18 protein-coding genes are annotated in these 18,074 nt (G+C 45.5%); 15 read left to right on the top strand and 3 right to left on the bottom strand.

From position 1 onward, the window contains the following. From AC1DLI_RS01750 to spo0A, 8 genes are all read left to right on the top strand, one after another. Complete coding sequence (locus tag AC1DLI_RS01750) at positions 1 to 915, top strand: polyprenyl synthetase family protein (RefSeq protein ID WP_477599050.1); 915 nt, start codon at positions 1 to 3, stop codon at positions 913 to 915. Positions 916 to 982: 67 nt separating this feature from the next. After that, positions 983 to 2,932, top strand: coding sequence for a 1-deoxy-D-xylulose-5-phosphate synthase (gene dxs, locus AC1DLI_RS01745; protein ID WP_477599048.1), 1,950 nt, complete (start codon positions 983 to 985; stop codon positions 2,930 to 2,932). A gap of 16 nt (positions 2,933 to 2,948) precedes the next feature. Beyond that, entirely contained in the window at positions 2,949 to 3,779 is an 831-nt protein-coding gene (locus AC1DLI_RS01740; protein ID WP_308996707.1) for a TlyA family RNA methyltransferase, read from the top strand. Between the two features lie 185 nt (positions 3,780 to 3,964). Continuing rightward, positions 3,965 to 4,429, top strand: a complete 465-nt coding sequence (locus tag AC1DLI_RS01735) for a hypothetical protein (RefSeq protein WP_477599045.1) — start codon at positions 3,965 to 3,967, stop codon at positions 4,427 to 4,429. 20 nt (positions 4,430 to 4,449) lie between these two features. Further along, positions 4,450 to 4,902: a transcriptional regulator AhrC/ArgR gene (gene ahrC / locus AC1DLI_RS01730; RefSeq protein ID WP_477599043.1), complete on the top strand. Its 453-nt coding sequence runs from the start codon at positions 4,450 to 4,452 to the stop codon at positions 4,900 to 4,902. 15 nt (positions 4,903 to 4,917) lie between these two features. Beyond that, positions 4,918 to 6,630, top strand: coding sequence for a DNA repair protein RecN (recN, locus tag AC1DLI_RS01725; protein ID WP_477599041.1), 1,713 nt, complete (start codon positions 4,918 to 4,920; stop codon positions 6,628 to 6,630). Between the two features lie 123 nt (positions 6,631 to 6,753). Next, positions 6,754 to 8,082, top strand: coding sequence for a SpoIVB peptidase (gene spoIVB / locus AC1DLI_RS01720; protein WP_477599039.1), 1,329 nt, complete (start codon positions 6,754 to 6,756; stop codon positions 8,080 to 8,082). Between the two features lie 297 nt (positions 8,083 to 8,379). Continuing rightward, positions 8,380 to 9,192 (top strand): sporulation transcription factor Spo0A, encoded by an 813-nt coding sequence (spo0A, locus tag AC1DLI_RS01715; RefSeq protein WP_477599037.1) that lies wholly within the window; start codon positions 8,380 to 8,382, stop codon positions 9,190 to 9,192. 153 nt (positions 9,193 to 9,345) lie between these two features. On the opposite strand, the gene AC1DLI_RS01710 is transcribed toward spo0A, so the two are convergent. After that, entirely contained in the window at positions 9,346 to 9,513 is a 168-nt protein-coding gene (locus AC1DLI_RS01710) for a mechanosensitive ion channel protein MscL (protein WP_308996701.1), read from the bottom strand. A 136-nt stretch (positions 9,514 to 9,649) separates the two neighbouring features. On the opposite strand from AC1DLI_RS01710, the gene coaD reads away from it, so the two are divergent. Continuing rightward, on the top strand, positions 9,650 to 10,126 hold the full coding sequence (gene coaD / locus AC1DLI_RS01705; protein ID WP_308996700.1) for a pantetheine-phosphate adenylyltransferase: 477 nt from the start codon (positions 9,650 to 9,652) through the stop codon (positions 10,124 to 10,126). 81 nt (positions 10,127 to 10,207) lie between these two features. Here coaD and AC1DLI_RS01700 read toward each other — a convergent pair whose 3' ends face one another. Next, a complete protein-coding gene (locus AC1DLI_RS01700) occupies positions 10,208 to 10,501 on the bottom strand; it encodes a DUF2627 domain-containing protein (protein WP_308996699.1) in 294 nt (97 codons plus the stop codon). A gap of 216 nt (positions 10,502 to 10,717) precedes the next feature. Between AC1DLI_RS01700 and lpdA the strand changes: the two genes are divergently transcribed. The 6 genes from lpdA (at position 10,718) to AC1DLI_RS01670 (ending at position 17,733) form a co-directional block, all read left to right on the top strand. After that, positions 10,718 to 12,145 (top strand): dihydrolipoyl dehydrogenase, encoded by a 1,428-nt coding sequence (gene lpdA / locus AC1DLI_RS01695; RefSeq protein WP_477599034.1) that lies wholly within the window; start codon positions 10,718 to 10,720, stop codon positions 12,143 to 12,145. 98 nt (positions 12,146 to 12,243) lie between these two features. Then, positions 12,244 to 13,278 (top strand): thiamine pyrophosphate-dependent dehydrogenase E1 component subunit alpha, encoded by a 1,035-nt coding sequence (locus tag AC1DLI_RS01690; RefSeq protein ID WP_308996697.1) that lies wholly within the window; start codon positions 12,244 to 12,246, stop codon positions 13,276 to 13,278. Continuing rightward, positions 13,278 to 14,261, top strand: a complete 984-nt coding sequence (locus AC1DLI_RS01685) for an alpha-ketoacid dehydrogenase subunit beta (RefSeq protein ID WP_477599032.1) — start codon at positions 13,278 to 13,280, stop codon at positions 14,259 to 14,261. The genes AC1DLI_RS01690 and AC1DLI_RS01685 overlap by 1 nt, the downstream gene beginning before the upstream one ends. A 110-nt stretch (positions 14,262 to 14,371) precedes the next feature. After that, entirely contained in the window at positions 14,372 to 15,694 is a 1,323-nt protein-coding gene (locus tag AC1DLI_RS01680) for a dihydrolipoamide acetyltransferase family protein (protein ID WP_477599030.1), read from the top strand. Positions 15,695 to 15,711: 17 nt separating this feature from the next. Further along, positions 15,712 to 16,419 carry a lipoyl(octanoyl) transferase LipB gene (gene lipB, locus AC1DLI_RS01675; protein ID WP_477599028.1) on the top strand — a complete coding sequence of 236 codons (708 nt, stop codon included), beginning with the start codon at positions 15,712 to 15,714 and terminating at the stop codon, positions 16,417 to 16,419. A 183-nt stretch (positions 16,420 to 16,602) separates the two neighbouring features. Next, on the top strand, positions 16,603 to 17,733 hold the full coding sequence (locus tag AC1DLI_RS01670; protein ID WP_477599026.1) for a M20/M25/M40 family metallo-hydrolase: 1,131 nt from the start codon (positions 16,603 to 16,605) through the stop codon (positions 17,731 to 17,733). A gap of 137 nt (positions 17,734 to 17,870) precedes the next feature. Here the strand turns inward: AC1DLI_RS01670 and mciZ are convergent, their stop codons facing one another. After that, on the bottom strand, positions 17,871 to 18,035 hold the full coding sequence (gene mciZ / locus AC1DLI_RS01665) for a Z-ring formation inhibitor MciZ (protein ID WP_477599024.1): 165 nt from the start codon (positions 18,033 to 18,035) through the stop codon (positions 17,871 to 17,873). Positions 18,036 to 18,074: the final 39 nt, after the last annotated feature.

Genomic DNA, 18,074 nt, shown 5'->3' with positions numbered 1-18,074 from the left:
TTGAACGAGAAGGTCGCAATAAAAACGTATTTATCGCAATGCGCGCAGCAAATTGAAGCTTCGCTTAAACAATCGTTACCTAGCTCATGGGATGTTCCCGAGCGACTAAGGGAAGCGATGATTTATTCGTTAGAAGCTGGCGGCAAACGTCTTAGACCAGCCCTCGTTCTCTCGGCTGCCGAAGCGGTACATGGCAAAGCGACAATCATTGACGCTGCGATGCCTGTTGCCTGTGCGGTTGAATTTATTCATACTTATTCTCTGGTACATGATGATTTGCCTGCAATGGATAATGATGATTATCGCAGGGGCAAGCTGACGAACCATAAGGTGTTTGGCGAGGCCATGGCGATATTGGCAGGAGATGCTTTGCTTACTCACGCATTCCATCTTATTCCTCAGGCTGCACGTCAAGGAGGCGTCGGCGCAGATACTGCTCTTGCCATAGTTGAGGACTTAGCCAAGCTTGCTGGCGCACCCGGCATGGTTGGCGGACAGGTAGCCGATATGCTTGGCGAGCAAGGTATTACTTCCATTGAGGAACTGGAATATATTCATCTTCACAAAACAAGCGATTTGATCGCTTTCTCGGTAACGGCAGGGGGCCGTATCGGAGGGGCGACGGAAAAACAGCTTGAACTTCTTGCTCGTTATGGGCGCAATATCGGGCTTGCATTCCAAATTCAGGATGATATTCTCGATCTGATTGGAGACGAGCAAAAGCTTGGTAAAAAAACGAATAGCGATGTTGCACAAAATAAGGTAACCTATCCTTTCCTTATCGGAATAGAAGAGAGCAAAGCTCAGGTTGAGCGATTAACCCAAGAAGCCAAGTCGTCCATACTGGAAGCAGAGTTTAAAATGCCAGACCGACTTCTTGAAATTGCGGATTATCTCGTTCAACGGGACCATTGAGAATGAAGTGCTTTTTCCATTTTGGTTGGGAAAAAAATCGCAGTATGTTATAATAGGAAAAATGTAGATGTTCATGGGACGGTATTTATTAGCTGTCCGCGAAAGCGAGGAAAGTAACGTGCTGCTTGACCAGATTAACGGACCTCAAGATTTGAAAGCTTTGACAACCGCTCAACTAGAGCAACTGGCCGCTGAAATCCGTCAGTTCCTTATTGAGAAGCTTTCCGTTACGGGTGGTCATCTCGCTCCGAATTTAGGAGTTGTAGAGTTGACCCTAGCCATGCATTATTTATTTAATAGTCCTGAAGATAAATTCATATTTGATGTTGGACATCAATCATATGTGCACAAAATTTTAACTGGTCGAATGGATCGGTTTGATACGCTGCGTAAATATAAAGGGTTATGCGGTTTCGTCAAACGTGCTGAAAGCGAACATGATGTTTGGGAGGCCGGTCACAGCAGCACTTCATTGTCTGCGGCAATGGGAATGGCGCTAGCTCGTGATTTGAAAGGCGAAAGCAATCGCGTAGTTGCCGTAATCGGCGATGGCGCCCTTACTGGCGGCATGGCTTTAGAGGCGCTTAATCATATCGGTCATGAGAAAAAAGATTTGATCGTTATCTTGAATGACAATGAAATGTCCATTGCGCCGAATGTCGGTGCTTTGCATCATTATTTAGGGAAAATACGAACAGATCGTCATTATCATAAAGCGAAAGACGAGCTTCAGCAGTTATTGAACAAAATTCCGGCAATTGGTGGCAAGCTGGCCAAGACGGCTGAAAGGTTCAAAGACAGCTTGAAATATTTGCTTGTCAGCGGGATTTTGTTTGAGCAGTTTGGATTCACATACCTAGGACCGGTTGACGGACACGATATTGAGCAAGTGATCGATATTATGAAACAAGCCGATTCGATGCCTGGACCTGTACTGGTTCATGTACTAACTGTTAAAGGTAAAGGATATTCGCCTGCCGAAGCCGATTCTTTCAAATGGCATGGCATTACTCCATACAAAATTGAGTCCGGCCAAGTTGTTAAGGCTGTAGGCCCGCCGGTATATACGGACGTATTCGGTCAAATGCTAATCGAGCTCGCTGAGAAGGATGATCGGATCGTTGCTGTTACGCCGGCTATGCCGGGCGGATCTGGCTTGCTTCCTTTTGCGGCAAAATTCCCGAACCGGATGATAGATGTCGGAATTGCTGAGCAGCATGCGGCTACAATGTCTGCGGCGCTTGCCATGGAAGGCATGAAGCCTGTGTTTGCTGTATACTCGACATTCTTGCAGCGTGCATACGATCAGGTCGTTCACGATATTTGCCGTCAGAATCTCAATGTTATTTTTGCGATTGACCGTGCAGGGTTTGTTGGACCGGACGGCGAAACGCATCATGGCGTATACGATATTTCTTTTTTGAGACATATTCCCAACTTGGTCATTATGATGCCTAAGGATGAGAATGAGCTTAGACAGATGCTTAAGACAGCCGTTGATTACGACGACGGACCGATCGCTGTACGTTATCCTCGAATCGCGGGTTTAGGCGTAGAGATGGATCCCAATCCGCAAGCACTTCCTATAGGAAAGTGGGAAACAGTACGCGAAGGTGATTCAGGAGTAATATTGGCCATCGGTCCTATGCTTCAAGTTGCCGAAGAAGCTGCAGGACTTCTCAAGCGTGAAGGTATTAACGTTCAAATCGTAAATGCACGATTTATTAAGCCGCTTGACGAACAAATGCTACTAGCCCTTGCAGCTGAGGGCAAGCATATGATCGTATTGGAAGAGAATGCAGAGCTTGGCGGTTTAGGAAGCTCAGTGCTGGAATTTTATTCACTTAAAGGCATTTACGGATTGTCAATTCGGATCATAGGCGTGCCTGATATATTTGTTGAGCATGGAACCATTCAGGAACAAAGAAAAGAAATCGGGTTAACTGCTGAGCGAGTGGCTACCGAATTGAAAACAATGCATCCAAGGCGTATGAAGCGGGTTACTGGACAACAGTGACGACTGAGGGAGAAAGATGACAACAACAGCGAAAGAACGGATTGACGTGCTGCTGGTTGAGCGCGGCTTTTATGAAAGCAGGGAAAAGGCAAAAGCCGCTTTGATGGCGGGTCTTGTTCTTGTCAATGATGAGCCTGTTGACAAAAGCGGGATGAAAGTACCTAGAACAGCGGACATAAAGGTTAAAGGCGCACTTCATCCTTATGTTAGCCGTGGGGGCTTGAAGCTTGAAAAAGCCATACGGGTATTCGGGATTGAGTTGAACGGCCGCGTAATGCTTGATATTGGTGCTTCGACAGGCGGTTTTACGGATTGTGCTCTCCAGAACGGGGCATCCTATGTTTATGCGATTGATGTCGGCTATAATCAGCTTGATTGGTCGCTTAGACAAGATGAACGCGTCCACGTTATGGAACGTACCAACTTCCGGTATACACAGCCTGCTGACTTGTTAGGTCCGCAGCCAACGTTTGCAAGCATTGATGTTTCCTTTATTTCGTTAAAGCATATATTGCCTGCATTATCTACATTATTGTCGGTTGGTTCCGGCATTGTCGCGCTAATTAAGCCGCAATTTGAAGCTGGCCGTGAGAAAGTCGGTAAATCGGGCGTCGTTCGCGATTCCGGCGTGCATAGAGATGTGCTCCGAACGGTTTTGACTACTGCAGCGGAGCTTGGTTATTCTTTGCAGAATATCACCTTCTCTCCAATTACTGGAGGAGAAGGAAATATCGAGTTTTTGGCTTATTGGACTTGGTCAGCTGAGCCGAATGCCGCAATTCCAAACGATGAATCGTTGGCTGATTTAGTCAAACAAGCGAATGAAACCTTTACTACGAATAAATAATAGTTAACTAGGAAGGTGTCGAGCAGTGTTTTAGCTGCCGGCATCTTTTTTACTTTACAGCAGTATGCACCTTTTGATAAACTATAGAAAAGCAAACAAACGTTCGGTGATCTCCGCATAAAGGAAAAAGCCCCCAGCATAGCGAACGATTAAGATAACAATCCATTTACGAATGGGGGATGCTTATGGGGACGTACGGGGATTTAATAATTATGCTGTTTGCAGGCGGTTTATTTTTGGTCTGGCTGTTTAGGGTCTTTCACCGATGGCTGCATGCACCTGCGAGCGTTAATCGTTTAAAGCTAGGCAAAGGCGGCGCGCTTGCGGCAGATGATGAAAATATTATATTGTTGGAGCAAGCAGGATATGAGGTAAGCTCAGGCAAGCATTTAGTGCCGATACCGATCAAGCTGAATGATATTCCGCTTGGGAAGGGAAGTCGGTTATATATTGACTATATTGCGGAAATGGATAATCACACGTTCATCGTGAAGACTGCTCGTGATCGCATGCCGATCGATTGGACGCCAAGCGGAGTGAGAGACCGATTACTTGTGTATTCGCTCCTTCTCCCGGAATGCGACGGTGTTTTGTTCGTGGATGCGAAAGAAAAGCTCATTCGAAAAATCACGTTTCACATCTCAGAATAATAATTCACGGAGGTTATTGCATGAAAGGGATTCGTCAGTATCGAATCAAAGAAATTATTACCAATAGCATAATTGAGACACAGGAGGAGCTGGTGGAGGCACTTCGCGGCTCAGGTATGCAGGTAACTCAGGCAACCGTTTCTCGTGATATGAAGGAATTAATGCTCATCAAAGTTCCCGCAGGTGAAGGAAGGTACAAGTACTCCATTCCCCAAGAGCATCAAAAACAAAATCCGATCCATAAGCTAAAGCGTGCTTTGTTTGATCATTTTGTACATATTGACTATACAGATAACCTCGTAGTGATGAAGTGTCTGCCTGGGTCTGCGAATGCGATTTGCGCATTAGTCGATAACATGGAGTGGTCAGAGGTTATGGGTACAATATGCGGAGATGATACAATTTTGATGATTTGCCGGACGAAGACGCAAAGCGGCGAAGTCGTAGAACGAATACTTGAGCTGTTGAACTAAGGGAGGTATTTAACCATGCTGCGTGAGTTGTCTATAAGGAATTTAGCGGTAATTGAAGAAGTGAACGTTACTTTTCATCATGGCTTTCATGTGTTGACAGGAGAAACAGGTGCAGGCAAATCGATATTGATCGATGCACTTAGCTTGCTGGTAGGCGGCAGAGGCTCCGCAGACATGGTTCGATATGGCTGTGACAAGGCTGAGATGGAGGCCTTATTCGATCTTCAAGGCAACCATCCGGTATGGGGTGTGCTTAACAAACTGGGCGTGCATGCTTTATGTGAAGAGATGCTGGTCATTAGACGAGAGCTTTCAGCACACGGGAAGAGCAGCAGCAGAGTGAATGGGCAGCTCGTTACAATGACCATGCTAAGGGAAATCGGCGAATGTCTTGTAAACATACATGGCCAGCATGAGCATCAATCGCTGCTTCGTACAGAGCAGCATTTGGAATGGCTTGATCTGTTTGCCGGCGATTTGCTCATCGAACGCAAACAAATTTATCGCAGCGTATTCAGTAGTTTGCAGCAGGCAAGGGCTTCGCTACGGGATTTAGAAAACTCGACCAGACATAATGTGCAAATGCTTGATCTTTATCGGTTTCAGATTGAGGAGATCACGAACGCACAGCTAAAGCCGCAAGAGGATGAATTGCTAGCTGAAGAACGGCGCAAGCTAATGTACGCGGGGAAAAGAATGGATTCGGTTTCTGAGGCCTATGATTTGCTTTATGGAGGCAAAGGGCTTGATATGGTCAGTAAGGCAGTTGCGAAACTGATCGATATTCAAACCTATGATCCTGCTAAATTAAACCCGTTGCTAGAACAGCTGCAATCTGCTTTTTATCAAGCAGAGGATGCTGCATTCCAGCTGCGGGACTATAGAGATGGAATTGATTCTGATCCTGATCAGCTTTCACAAGTGGAAGACAGGCTTGATTTGATCAATGGTTTGAAGCGTAAATACGGAGAGACGATTCCAGATATTTTGGCTTATTTAGATCGGACAATAATTGATCGCGACAAAATAGAAAATCGAGACCAGCTGCTTGAGGAGCTTCGTCTAGAAGAAACAAAACTGTACGATCAGGCCTTGGTATTAGCACAGGAATTATCTCAGCTGCGAGAACATGCTGCTACAAAGCTGTCTGAGGCGATTGAGAATGAGCTGAGACAGCTCCAAATGCCATCCGCGAAGTTCTGTGTCCAAATTGATACCACTGTCGGAGGCTCCGGTGAGACGAAGCAAATTCGTCTTCATTCGAATGGCATGGACGAAGCGATATTCATGCTCTCCACTAATCCGGGCGAACCGATGAAGCAGCTAAGTAAGATTGCTTCCGGTGGAGAAATGTCACGAATTATGCTCGCCCTTAAGAGTATTTTTGCGGAAATTGATCAAGTCCCTGTGCTTATTTTCGATGAGGTTGATACAGGAGTTAGCGGACGGGCAGCACAAGCCATTGCAGAGAAAATGTCTAAGCTCGCATTAAAGTGCCAGGTTTTCTCGATTACTCACTTGCCTCAAGTGGCATGCATGGCCGATCATCATTATGAAATTCGCAAACAGGTTATTGGAGCAAGAACTTCGACTTCTGTTAGCGAGCTAATTGATACAGTACGCATTGATGAACTTGCCCGTATGCTCGGCGGTGTGGAAGTTACGGAAAAAACAAGGCATCATGCACAAGAAATGCTTGATTTGGCTCATAGACAGAAGGGGGCGTAATGGAAGCCAATTCGGGAATCTTTTTGCGGACATAAAACATGCGGGTGAGGGTAACTTAAAGGTACGCCAATGGCGACTTAACCTTTTTCGTCATGCGATGGAATTACAGGGAGCGTGAAATCATTGAACTCCAGTCAAAGGAAGCGATGGTTTGGCCTAGTTCTCGTTTTCTTCATTTGCGTGATCGGAAGCTCCACTCCGTTTCAACATTTTGCCGCAATCCCGAATGAACTTCGTTTATTCTCCGGGCAGCTGAAACGATTACAATACGGAGTGCCCGTTCATGCAGAAGTAACGGTCGACCCACAAATGCTTCAGATTAACGGATCAACCAGTCATTCTTTATCCGTAAATTTGAACGAACCACTGTMACTTCAGTCGAGTCAAAGTGGTCAAACCAAGATGAAAGTGAAATTATTTGGTAAAATTCCATTTAAAACTGTAAAAGTTAATGTGGTACCTGATTTACGTGTTATTCCAGGAGGTCAAACGATTGGCGTCAAAGTCAAATCATCCGGCATTTTAGTTGTAGGTCATCATCAAGTGGCTGGAAGTGACGGGATGAAGCAATCCCCAGGCGAGGCCGCAGGACTCCGTCTAGGTGATTTGATTGTTAAGATCAATGGAACAAGCATTAATCAAGTTCACAGGGTTGCAGAGCTAAGTGAGAAGGCTGGCAATGATAAGCGGCCGCTTGAGGTCACTTACAAGCGAGACGGGCAGTTAAATAAAACGCTCCTGAACCCCGTTTTTGATGCGGAGGATAAGGCTTGGAGATTAGGCTTGTATATCCGTGATTCGGCTGCGGGAGTAGGCACGCTGACTTTTTATGCTCCTGATCAAGGAGTTTACGGAGCACTCGGGCATGTAATTACAGACATGGACACGCAAACCCCTATCGATGTTGGAGAAGGCCAGATCTTACAGTCCAGCGTTACGTCTATTAACAAAAGCCAAAATGGCGAGCCGGGAGAAAAAAGAGCGCATTTTGTGAAAGAAAGCAAAATATTAGGCAATGTGGAGCGTAATACTCCATTTGGTATTTTCGGCAAAATGAATGAAGTTCCAACGCATAGCTACAGCGAGAAATCGGTTCCCGTCGCTTTTGCCGAAGATGTGAAAGAAGGTTCGGCGCAAATTTTGACTGTTGTGAATGGACAGAAGGTTGAACGCTTTGATATCGAGATCGTTCACGTATCCAAGCAATCTGGTCCGGCAACGAAAGGCATGGTTATCAAAATAACGGACAAGCGTCTGTTGAGTAAGACCGGTGGTATTGTTCAAGGAATGTCGGGCAGCCCCATAATACAGGATGGCAAGTTAGTTGGAGCTGTAACCCATGTATTCGTCAATGATCCCTCTTCTGGTTATGGCTGCTTTATCGAGTGGATGCTTCAAGATGCAGGTGTACTGTTGAAATCAGCAAATGGATATATCGGTGAAGCTGCATAATTAACGTTTGATAACAAAACGTCTGCTTAAGCTGATACTAAGCTAAAGCAGACGTTTTTTTTATGAAGAAACCCAGCTAAATTAAAAACCGCGTGAATGAACGGAATGGCCATGAATTTTGTCGAAGAAGAACGAATCGAATCATTCCATGTAATAAATTTTTTATTATATCGAATCGCCATAAAAAAATAAAGAAAAATAATTTTCGACAGAAGGAATTCAACTTCACATGTCGAAAACTTTAAGCAGACAACTAGTGAGCGTAATCATCAATATCATTTAGAGGAGGACCACAACTTGCATAAGATCGAAGTATTATTAGCAGATGACAACCGTGAATTTACTAACCTGTTATCGGAATACATATCAGAACAAAGTGATATGAGTGTGAGTGGAGTCGCGTACAACGGAGAAGAGGTTCTTAGACATTTGGAGGAAACAAGAAAGGTTCCAGATGTACTTATCCTTGATATTATTATGCCTCATTTAGACGGACTGGGTGTTCTCGAGCGTTTGAAAGAAATGAATTTATCCCCAATGCCAAAAATCATTATGTTGACTGCTTTTGGTCAAGAAAATATTACGCAAAAAGCTGTACAGCTTGGTGCCTCATATTATATCTTAAAGCCATTTGATATGGATATTTTAGCTAATCGTATTCGTCAGTTGGCTGGGAATCCAACGTATTCCTCAACAGGCAGCTTCACGACGAGCTCCTCTTCGCTGAAGTCAAATGTTGTTCCCATTGCTAAAGGGAAAAATTTGGATGCCAATATTACGAGCATCATTCATGAAATCGGTGTACCAGCGCATATTAAAGGGTACCAATATTTGCGTGAAGCCATTACGATGGTGTACAACAACATCGAAATCCTTGGCGCAATTACCAAAACACTTTATCCTGCTATCGCCGAAAAGTTCAAAACTACACCATCCCGCGTAGAACGTGCGATCCGTCACGCGATCGAAGTCGCTTGGACGCGCGGCAATATCGACAGTATTTCACACCTGTTCGGTTATACAATCAATATTAGCAAATCAAAACCTACGAACTCGGAATTCATTGCGATGGTGGCTGATAAGCTGCGGATTGAGCATAAAGTAAGCTGAGAGTAAGAGGGGGATTTGTAAGGGGTTACAGATCTTGAAGGTGAACGATACTGATATCACGACGGAGGCCGGGACATTTATTGTCTCGGTTTTTTCTGTTTTCGATACGAAAATAGATTCCGTAAAAACAAAAAAAGGCCCTGTCAGGATGCCTTAGTTGTAAACAACTCTTCTGTTTAAATAAACATTGCTTCCATATTTCTTGATTAATCCCGTAGATTCTGCTTTTATAAAGCTATGAATTTCTTTTAGGCGTTGTGTCTTTGGCTGAATCGTTTCTTTTACTTTACCATCTACGGTAACGTCGAACACGATGATCATCTTTGCACCTCTTCTTCTTAGGATAGTCTTATCATAATCCTGATGTATTTAGAGATCATAAAATGGAATGCTGACAAATGTAATTTTATTTAATAATCATCATCGCAATGTAAATTAATCGAATAGAGGTGACAGGATGAGAGCGGTATATGCAGGGAGCTTTGATCCCATTACGCTTGGCCATGTATCTGTTATCGAGAGAGCTTTTCAATTATTTAGCGAGGTTCACATTATAGTTGCAAACAACCGTTCAAAAAGACATCATTTTACAATTGAACAGCGAACAGAGCTTGTTGCGTTGTCCATTCCACAGGACGAAAAGCTGCAAATTATTCCTTATGAGGGAATAGTAGCGGATTATATTAATAAACATGATATTAACGTAGTCATTCGGGGTATCCGGAATGCGACGGATCTTGAATATGAGCTGCAGCTTGAGCAATATATCCGAAATACGACGATGGCGGATACGATTTACTTATCGCCCTATACGCACTACATGCAAACAAGCAGCTCGCTAGTCAGAATGTTTTTGATGTCAGACAAGACAGAACTTGCTGCTTCCTATATGGTACCCAAAGCATACTTGCAGATGCTGGATTACGTGGAGTAGCCATTAGCATGCAATCAAATGAAAAAACCGCCAGACAGGGATCATTTAGATCCTTGTTTGGCGGTTTAAGTTATTAATAAATTAGCTTTGCGGTTTTGGTGGGCGAGGTCGCTTCTGTTTGAAGCGTGGAGCTACATAATTGCGTTTTCGATCCCGGAAAAAAGTCCAGCCTGCGATAAAGCCTGCGCCTGCCGCGAACATAATAAAGCCGAGTAAAAATTTCAGCCATTCAAAATCAGGCGTAATGGTTGTGTCACCAAATTCAGAAAAATAAACGAATATAGAATCTTTCATTTTTAAAAAACCAAAGCATGCAAGCAGGCCGGGAATTACCAACATGAGGATTGCAATAAATCGGGCAGCAACTAATTTCATAAATACAGTGTCTCCTTATCGGTCAAAATATACAGTTAGCTCTATCATACCTTTTTACGCTAAGAGTGTCTATTTCATAAACGACGATGCCTTCAGCGGTAAAAACAGGTACAATAGGGATGAATGTCATGTTACAATGCCAATGGGCACTTCTTGGGATGAAAAGAATAGGCAACACCAGCATATATTGAAGGTAATGACGGAGGGAATGATATTATGGCAATACAGGTAGACGTAGCAGTACTCGGGGGCGGACCTGGCGGATACACGGCGGCCATTCGTGCTGCTCAATTAGGGAAATCGGTTGCGATTATTGAAATGGACAAACTCGGAGGCACTTGCTTACATAAAGGATGTATTCCAAGTAAATCGCTGCTGCGCAGTGCGGAGGTTTATTCTACCTTGCTTGAAGCAAGCTCATATGGCATTCAAGTCGCTGATGGAGCTATTTCATTGGATTTCGGGAAAGTGCAGGACCGCAAAGCGCAAACAGTAGATCAGCTGTTCCGCGGACTTAAAAGCTTGATGAAGAAAAACGGGATTCAAATTATTCAAGGCAAAGGAAGAGTAATCGGACCTTCCATTTTCTCACCTCGCAGCGGTTCGTTGGCGGTAGAGCTGCCAGATGGAGAAATGGAATCGGTTGTTTCAACTAATCTCATTATTGCGACAGGCTCAAGACCCCGTTCACTGCCAGGTTTGATACCGGATGGTGAATACATTATGTCTAGTGACGAAGCGCTTGTGATGGACGAGCTGCCGAGCTCAATCATTATTGTCGGCGGAGGCGTAATCGGCGTTGAGTGGGCTTCAATGCTGCAGGATTTCGGTGTACAAGTCACGTTGGTGGAGGCGGGTTCACGTTTGCTGCCAGGTGAGGACACTGAGGTGTCTGCGGAGCTTACTAGACTTTTGAGCAAGCGGGGAGTACGTATACTTACAGGCGTACAGCTGCAAACTGACCAGTATAAAGGTGAGAACGGTGAAGTTTCTATCGTAGCTGCTACAACGGATGGAGATGTCGTGCTAACGGCCGAGAAACTACTGGTTTCTATTGGCCGTCAAGCGAATGTGGAAGGAATCGGCCTTGAAAACACGGATATCCGCACAATAAACGGCATGATTGAAGTCAATGCGTTCGGTCAAACGAGCGAGCCGCATATTTATGCGATCGGTGATGTCATAGGCGGCGTTCAGCTCGCGCATGCTGCTGCACACGAGGGGCTAATTGCGGCTGAGCATATAAGCGGTGAGAAGCCGGCAGCTGTAGAGGCGCATCTCATTCCAAGATGTATTTACTCTCGTCCCGAAATCGCTTCCTACGGTTTAACAGAGGATGGAGCCCGGGCGAAAGGTCATGATATCAAAACGGGAAAAATACCGTTCCAAGCGATCGGCAAAGCTCTCGTATTAGGAGAGAAGGATGGTTTCGTAAAAGTAATAGCCGATCGGAAGACGAATGACATCGTTGGCGTTCATATGATAGGCGCCCATGCCACTGATTTGATATCAGAGGCTGCGCTGGCAAGCGTACTAAACGCAACGCCTTGGGAAGTCGGACAAATGATCCATCCACACCCGACGCTTGCAGAGGCGCTTGGTGAAGCGATGCTTGCGGTTGATGGCAATGCAATATCGTTCTAAGGAAGACTGTTTTCTTTTTGAATCAAATGGAGTTATAATATATATGATCAAGTCTTAGTACCAGGTTATAATAGAGTTTAAAAAAGGAGGAACACCTTATGACCCAATCTGCTTCCACTGGGCAAAATGTTCGTCATTTGGAATTAGGGCTTAGCGATGAGCAAGCAATTGATATGTACGCAACTATGGTGACCGCACGTAAGTTTGATGAGCGCATGCTGCTGCTGCAGCGCGCCGGCAAAATTAATTTCCACGTTTCTGGAGTAGGCCAAGAGGTGGCTCAGGTAGCCGCAGCTTATGCGCTTGATCGTGAAAACGATTATTTTTTACCTTATTACCGTGACTATGGATTTGTGCTCTCTGTTGGCATGACGCTGCGTGATTTATTGTTATCAGTATTCGCCAAAGCAGAAGATCCAAACAGCGGCGGGCGCCAGATGCCGGGCCATTTCGGTTCTAAGAAGCTCCGAATCGTAACAGGTTCAAGTCCAGTTACCACACAGGTACCGCATGCGGTGGGCATAGCGCTTGCTGCGAAAATGAAAAATAAGTCACTGGTCAGCTTTGTAACTTTTGGTGAAGGTTCAAGCAATCAAGGCGACTTCCATGAAGGCTGCAACTTTGCAGGCGTACACAAGCTGCCCGTTATTTTCATGTGCGAAAATAATCAATACGCCATTTCGGTGCCTGTACATAAGCAGCTGGCTGGAACGGTCGCTGATCGTGCGATCGGCTATGGCTTTCCCGGCTTCCAGGTAGACGGCAACGATGCGCTTGAAGTCTTCAGCGTAGTCAAGGATGCGCGTGAACGCGCCATTGCTGGTGAAGGCCCGACGCTAATTGAAGCGTTAATGTACCGGATCTCTCCACATTCAACATCAGATAATGATCTGGCTTATCGCACGAAGGAAGAGGTTGATCTTAACCGGGCGAAAGACGGCATACCTAAATATAAACAATACCTAATAGATTGCGGTATTTGGAACGAGGAGCTTGAGACTGAGCTTCAAGCCAAAATTCGCAAGCTGCTTGATGAGGCTACTGAATATGGCGACAAAGCGCCGTTCCCGACGCCGGAATCTACATTGCTGCATGTCTATGCGGATGATGCTGAGCAAGGAGGTAAGGAATAATGGCAGTAATCGAATATATTGACGCCATTCGGCAAGCGATGAAAGAAGAGATGGAACGCGATGAGGATGTCTTCGTACTCGGGGAGGACGTTGGTCTCAAGGGCGGCGTATTCACAACGACCAAAGGTCTGCAGGAGCAATTCGGCGAGCTGCGCACGCTTGATACACCGCTTGCAGAGTCTGCTATTGCTGGCGTTGCGATCGGTGCGGCAATGTACGGCATGAAGCCAATAGCAGAAATGCAGTATTCCGATTTCATGTTCCCGGCGACGAATCAAATTATTAGCGAAGCGGCCAAAATACGGTACCGCTCCAATAATGACTGGACTTGTCCGCTTGTTATCCGCGCGCCAATCGGAGGCGGCGTGTTTGGCGGATTGTATCATTCACAATGTCCGGAATCCGTGTTTTTCGGTACACCAGGCCTCAAAATCGTTGCTCCATACCGGGCCTATGATGCAAAGGGCTTGCTGAAGGCCGCTGTGCGTGATCCTGACCCAGTGATTTATTTTGAAAATAAAAAATGCTATAAGCTGATCACAGGCGAGGTTCCCGATGATGATTATATTGTTCCTATCGGGAAAGCAAATGTTCTTCGCGAAGGCGACGATATTACCGTTATCGGTTATAGTCTGCCGCTTCATTTTGTAGAGCAGGCTGCGGCTGAGCTCGAAGGCGAAGGCATAAGCGCTCATATTCTTGATTTGCGTACGCTTCAGCCGCTCGATAAAGAGGGGATTCTGGAAGCGGTTCGGAAAACTGGTAAGGTGCTCATTATCCACGAAGATAATAAGACAGGCGGCGTTGGTGCTGAGGTGTCCGCAATTATAGCCGAAGAGCTGCTTTACGAGCTGGATGCACCGATTATGAGACTATGCGGACCAGATGTACCGGCGATGCCGATCAACCCGCCAGGCGAGAAATTTTTTATGCTCAATAAAGAAAAAGTAAAAGAAGCGATGCGTCAGCTAGCGCTCTATTAGAATACTAGAAGATATAAGGTTTAAGCTTATATGTCACCGCGAAACGTATGCTGCGCCGCCAGAGGACGGCAGTAGCCGTTTACGCTTGGGCCAGTAGGGAGATGTGAATTATGAAAACTATGACGGAAATCGTCGTTCCGCAGCTTGCGGAATCGCTCGTATCGGCCACAATTGATAAATGGCTGAAGCAGCCAGGTGACTGGGTCGATATCTATGAACCGGTCTGCGAGATTATTACAGACAAAGTAAATGCGGAATTGCCTTCAACCGTTGCAGGCAAGCTCGTGGAAATTTTGGTAAGCAAAGGCGAGACTGTTCCAGTTGGCACAGCTATTTGCATTATCGAAACAGAAGGATCCGCAGGAAATGCCGGTCAGGAGACCAAGTCGGTTCCATCGAAACATGCAGCGCAACCTCAAACAAACGAAGCTGTAGTAGAAGACGCTCCTATGCGCAATCGTTTCTCACCTGCCGTACAGCAGCTGGCAGCCGAACATGCAATCCGTCTGACCGATGTTCCCGGAACAGGTTTAGGTGGGCGCATTACACGCAAGGATGTTCTTGCGTATCTTGAAGCTGGTGCAGGCAAGGGAAGTCAGTCATCAGGCGGAAATAACGCAGCACCGGCGCCACGTACAGTAGATGCAGCAGCACAGGTTCGCTCCTCTGGTCTTCACTTGACGGAAACACCAAAGTTTCCGAAAATTGAGGTGGAGGGTGCGTCCGGAACAGGCCGCGGAGATAATTTCATCGATGTAACGCCTATTCGCAATACGATTGCACGCAACATGAGACAAAGCGTGACTGAAATTCCACATGCTTGGACGATGATTGAAGTGGATGTGACTAATCTTGTTTTGCTTAGAAACAAGCTTAAGGACGACTTTATGAAGCGTGAGGGCATTAATTTAACTTATTTAGCATTCTTGCTCAAAGCAGTCGTAAATGCGATTAAAGATGTGCCGATCATGAATTCGATGTGGGCGGTAGACAAAATAATAGTGAAGCGTGATATTAATATCGCTCTAGCTGTAGGAACGGAAGATTCCGTGCTTACGCCCGTTATCAAAAATGCCGACCACAAAAACGTTGCAGGTTTGGCTAAAGAAATCGAAGAGCTTGCCCGTAAGACAAGAGAAGGTAAACTGACTTTGTCTGATATGCAAGGCGGTACCTTTACCGTTAATAATACGGGCTCGTTTGGCTCGATTTTGTCCTATCCGATCATCAACTACCCGCAGGCTGCAATCTTGACGTTTGAATCGATCGTGAAGCGCCCTGTTGTCATTAATGATATGATTGCGGTTCGTTCCATGGCTAATTTATGCTTATCTCTTGATCATCGGATTTTGGACGGTGTCATTTGCGGACGTTTCTTACAGCGCGTTAAGGATAATTTGGAAAGCTTTAATTTAGAAAGCAAATTGTATTAGAAAAGGGGAACACCATCATGGCTGAAGCGGATAACGCAAAAAGCTTGAGACGGCTGGATGCCCATTATATCGGCATGCTCGATTACGCTCAGGCGTGGGAGCTGCAAAAAGCATACGTAAAGCAAATAGACCAGGAGGAGCGGGAACAATCGCTGCTCCTTCTTCAGCATCCGCCTACTTATACGATGGGCTCCGACAAGCATCCAGAACATTTGCTCCTCGATGAGGCGCAGCTTAAGGAACGCGGAATTACTTTGTTCCAAATCGATCGCGGCGGAGACATTACGTATCATGGTCCAGGGCAGCTGGTGGGCTATCCGCTTCTGTATCTGGAAGCCGAGGGTCTTGATTTACATGCGTATTTGCGAAGCCTGGAGCAGGTCATTATTAATTGGCTTAACGAGTATGGTATAGATGCAGGCAGAAAGCCGGAATATACTGGAGTGTGGGTTGGCAATCTCAAGATTGCAGCCATTGGAGTGAAATTTAATAAAGCCCGGCATCGGCGGGGCTTTATTACAAGTCATGGTTTTGCGCTCAATATTAAATCAGGGATTGCTGAGGAGGGGTTTAGCGGGATCATTCCCTGCGGAATCCAACAATACGGAGTAACCTCCTTCAATGATTTAACGGGTCTCGAGCTATCGGTAGAGGAAGCGGCCAAGCAGCTGCTCCCTCATTTTGTCAGAGAATTTAAATGTGAATTGGATTTAATAAAGAAATAGCGAGCCAATACCGGCCAACAAGGTTGTTACAATGAGTGCGGTTACGACTAAAATGGCAACGAGTCTAATCAAACGTTGTCTGCGCATTAGGAAAACCCCTTTCTTGATTTGGAACATCATCGAATGTTCTGAGCTTGTCATTTACTCTATTGTATACGAAAGTAATGGACGGAGGAAACGTTAATGATTGCAAAAGACCGATTAGTGAATGAATTTATGGAATTAGTACAAGTGGATAGCGAAACAAAAAATGAACAAGAAATCAGCCGTGTGCTTAAACTGAAATTTGAGGCGCTTGGCTTAAAGGTTAGTGAAGATGATGCGGCAGCTAAGACAGGTCATGGAGCAGGAAACATGTTTGCCATATGGGAAGCTGAGGGTGTGGAAGCAGCGCCAACTATATTTTTTACCTGTCATATGGATACCGTTACGCCAGGCGTTGGCATTAAGCCGCAATTGGATGCGGATGGTTACATACGGAGCGATGGCACGACGATTTTAGGCGCGGATGATAAAGCCGGTATTTCCGCGATTTTTGAGGCTATTCGTGTTGTACAGGAGCAATCGCTGCCGCATGGGCGCATTCAATTCGTTATTACAGTCGGTGAAGAATCAGGACTACTGGGCGCTCGCTCTCTGAATTCATCAAAGCTAGAAGCGAAGTTTGGGTATGCCCTGGATTCGAACGGAGCGATAGGGGATATTGCTGTAGCAGCACCGACACAAGCGAAGGTAACGATTAAAATGTATGGTCGTTCGGCCCATGCAGGTGTCAATCCAGAGGATGGCATAAGCGCTATTCAAGTTGCGGCAAAGGCGATTGCAAGAATGCCTCTTGGACGTATCGATGAGGAGACAACTGCGAACATTGGCCGTTTTGAAGGCGGAGGCGCTACAAATATCGTGTGTGATTATGTAAAGCTGGATGCTGAAGCAAGAAGTATCGTACAGCATAAGCTGGACAATCAAATCGAAGCGATGCGAAAAGCGGTAGAAAGCGCAGCGGAAGAGTTTGGGGCGCGAGGAGAGCTGGAGAGCGAAGTAATTTACCCGGCATATCAGTATGATGATGAGGATCCAGTCGTACAATTGGCGAAAAAAGCGATCATCGCTATCGGCCGCACACCGCGCACGTTCCACTCGGGCGGAGGCAGCGATGCGAATATTTTTAACGGCTTAGGCATTCCTACGGTCAATCTGGCCGTTGGCTACGAACATATTCATACAACGAAAGAACAAATTAAGGTCGAAGACTTAGTCAAAACGACCGAGCTTGTGGTAGAAATCATTAAGCAGGCAGCACAAGCTGAATAATTAAACGAAAAAGATTTTTCGCCGATTGCTGAAATGCATTAGCTTGCCGAACATGACAGAAAGCCCTTCATTCATACGGCTCAGCTTAGGCTGAACGCGGATGGAGGGTTTTTGTCTTTTTGCTTTATAAGACGGATTTAATTTGTTTTCTCTAAAGGAACACGGCGCACGCTGATAACGCCTGTATATTCGGACATAGGTGTCTTGGATAAAGATGAAGCAGATAGTTTGCGCAGCTGATGCTTAATTTCCCAACCTTTACCTACTAATCGTAAATGATTCAACGCAATGTATTGTTTCATATTATTCGCCCCTGTCGTTTTGATATAATGATAGTTATG

The sequence above is a fragment of the Paenibacillus sp. 01T443 genome, from assembly GCF_056398325.1.
Note: the sequence above shows the minus strand (reverse complement) of the source record. Positions and strands in the feature narration are given on the sequence as shown.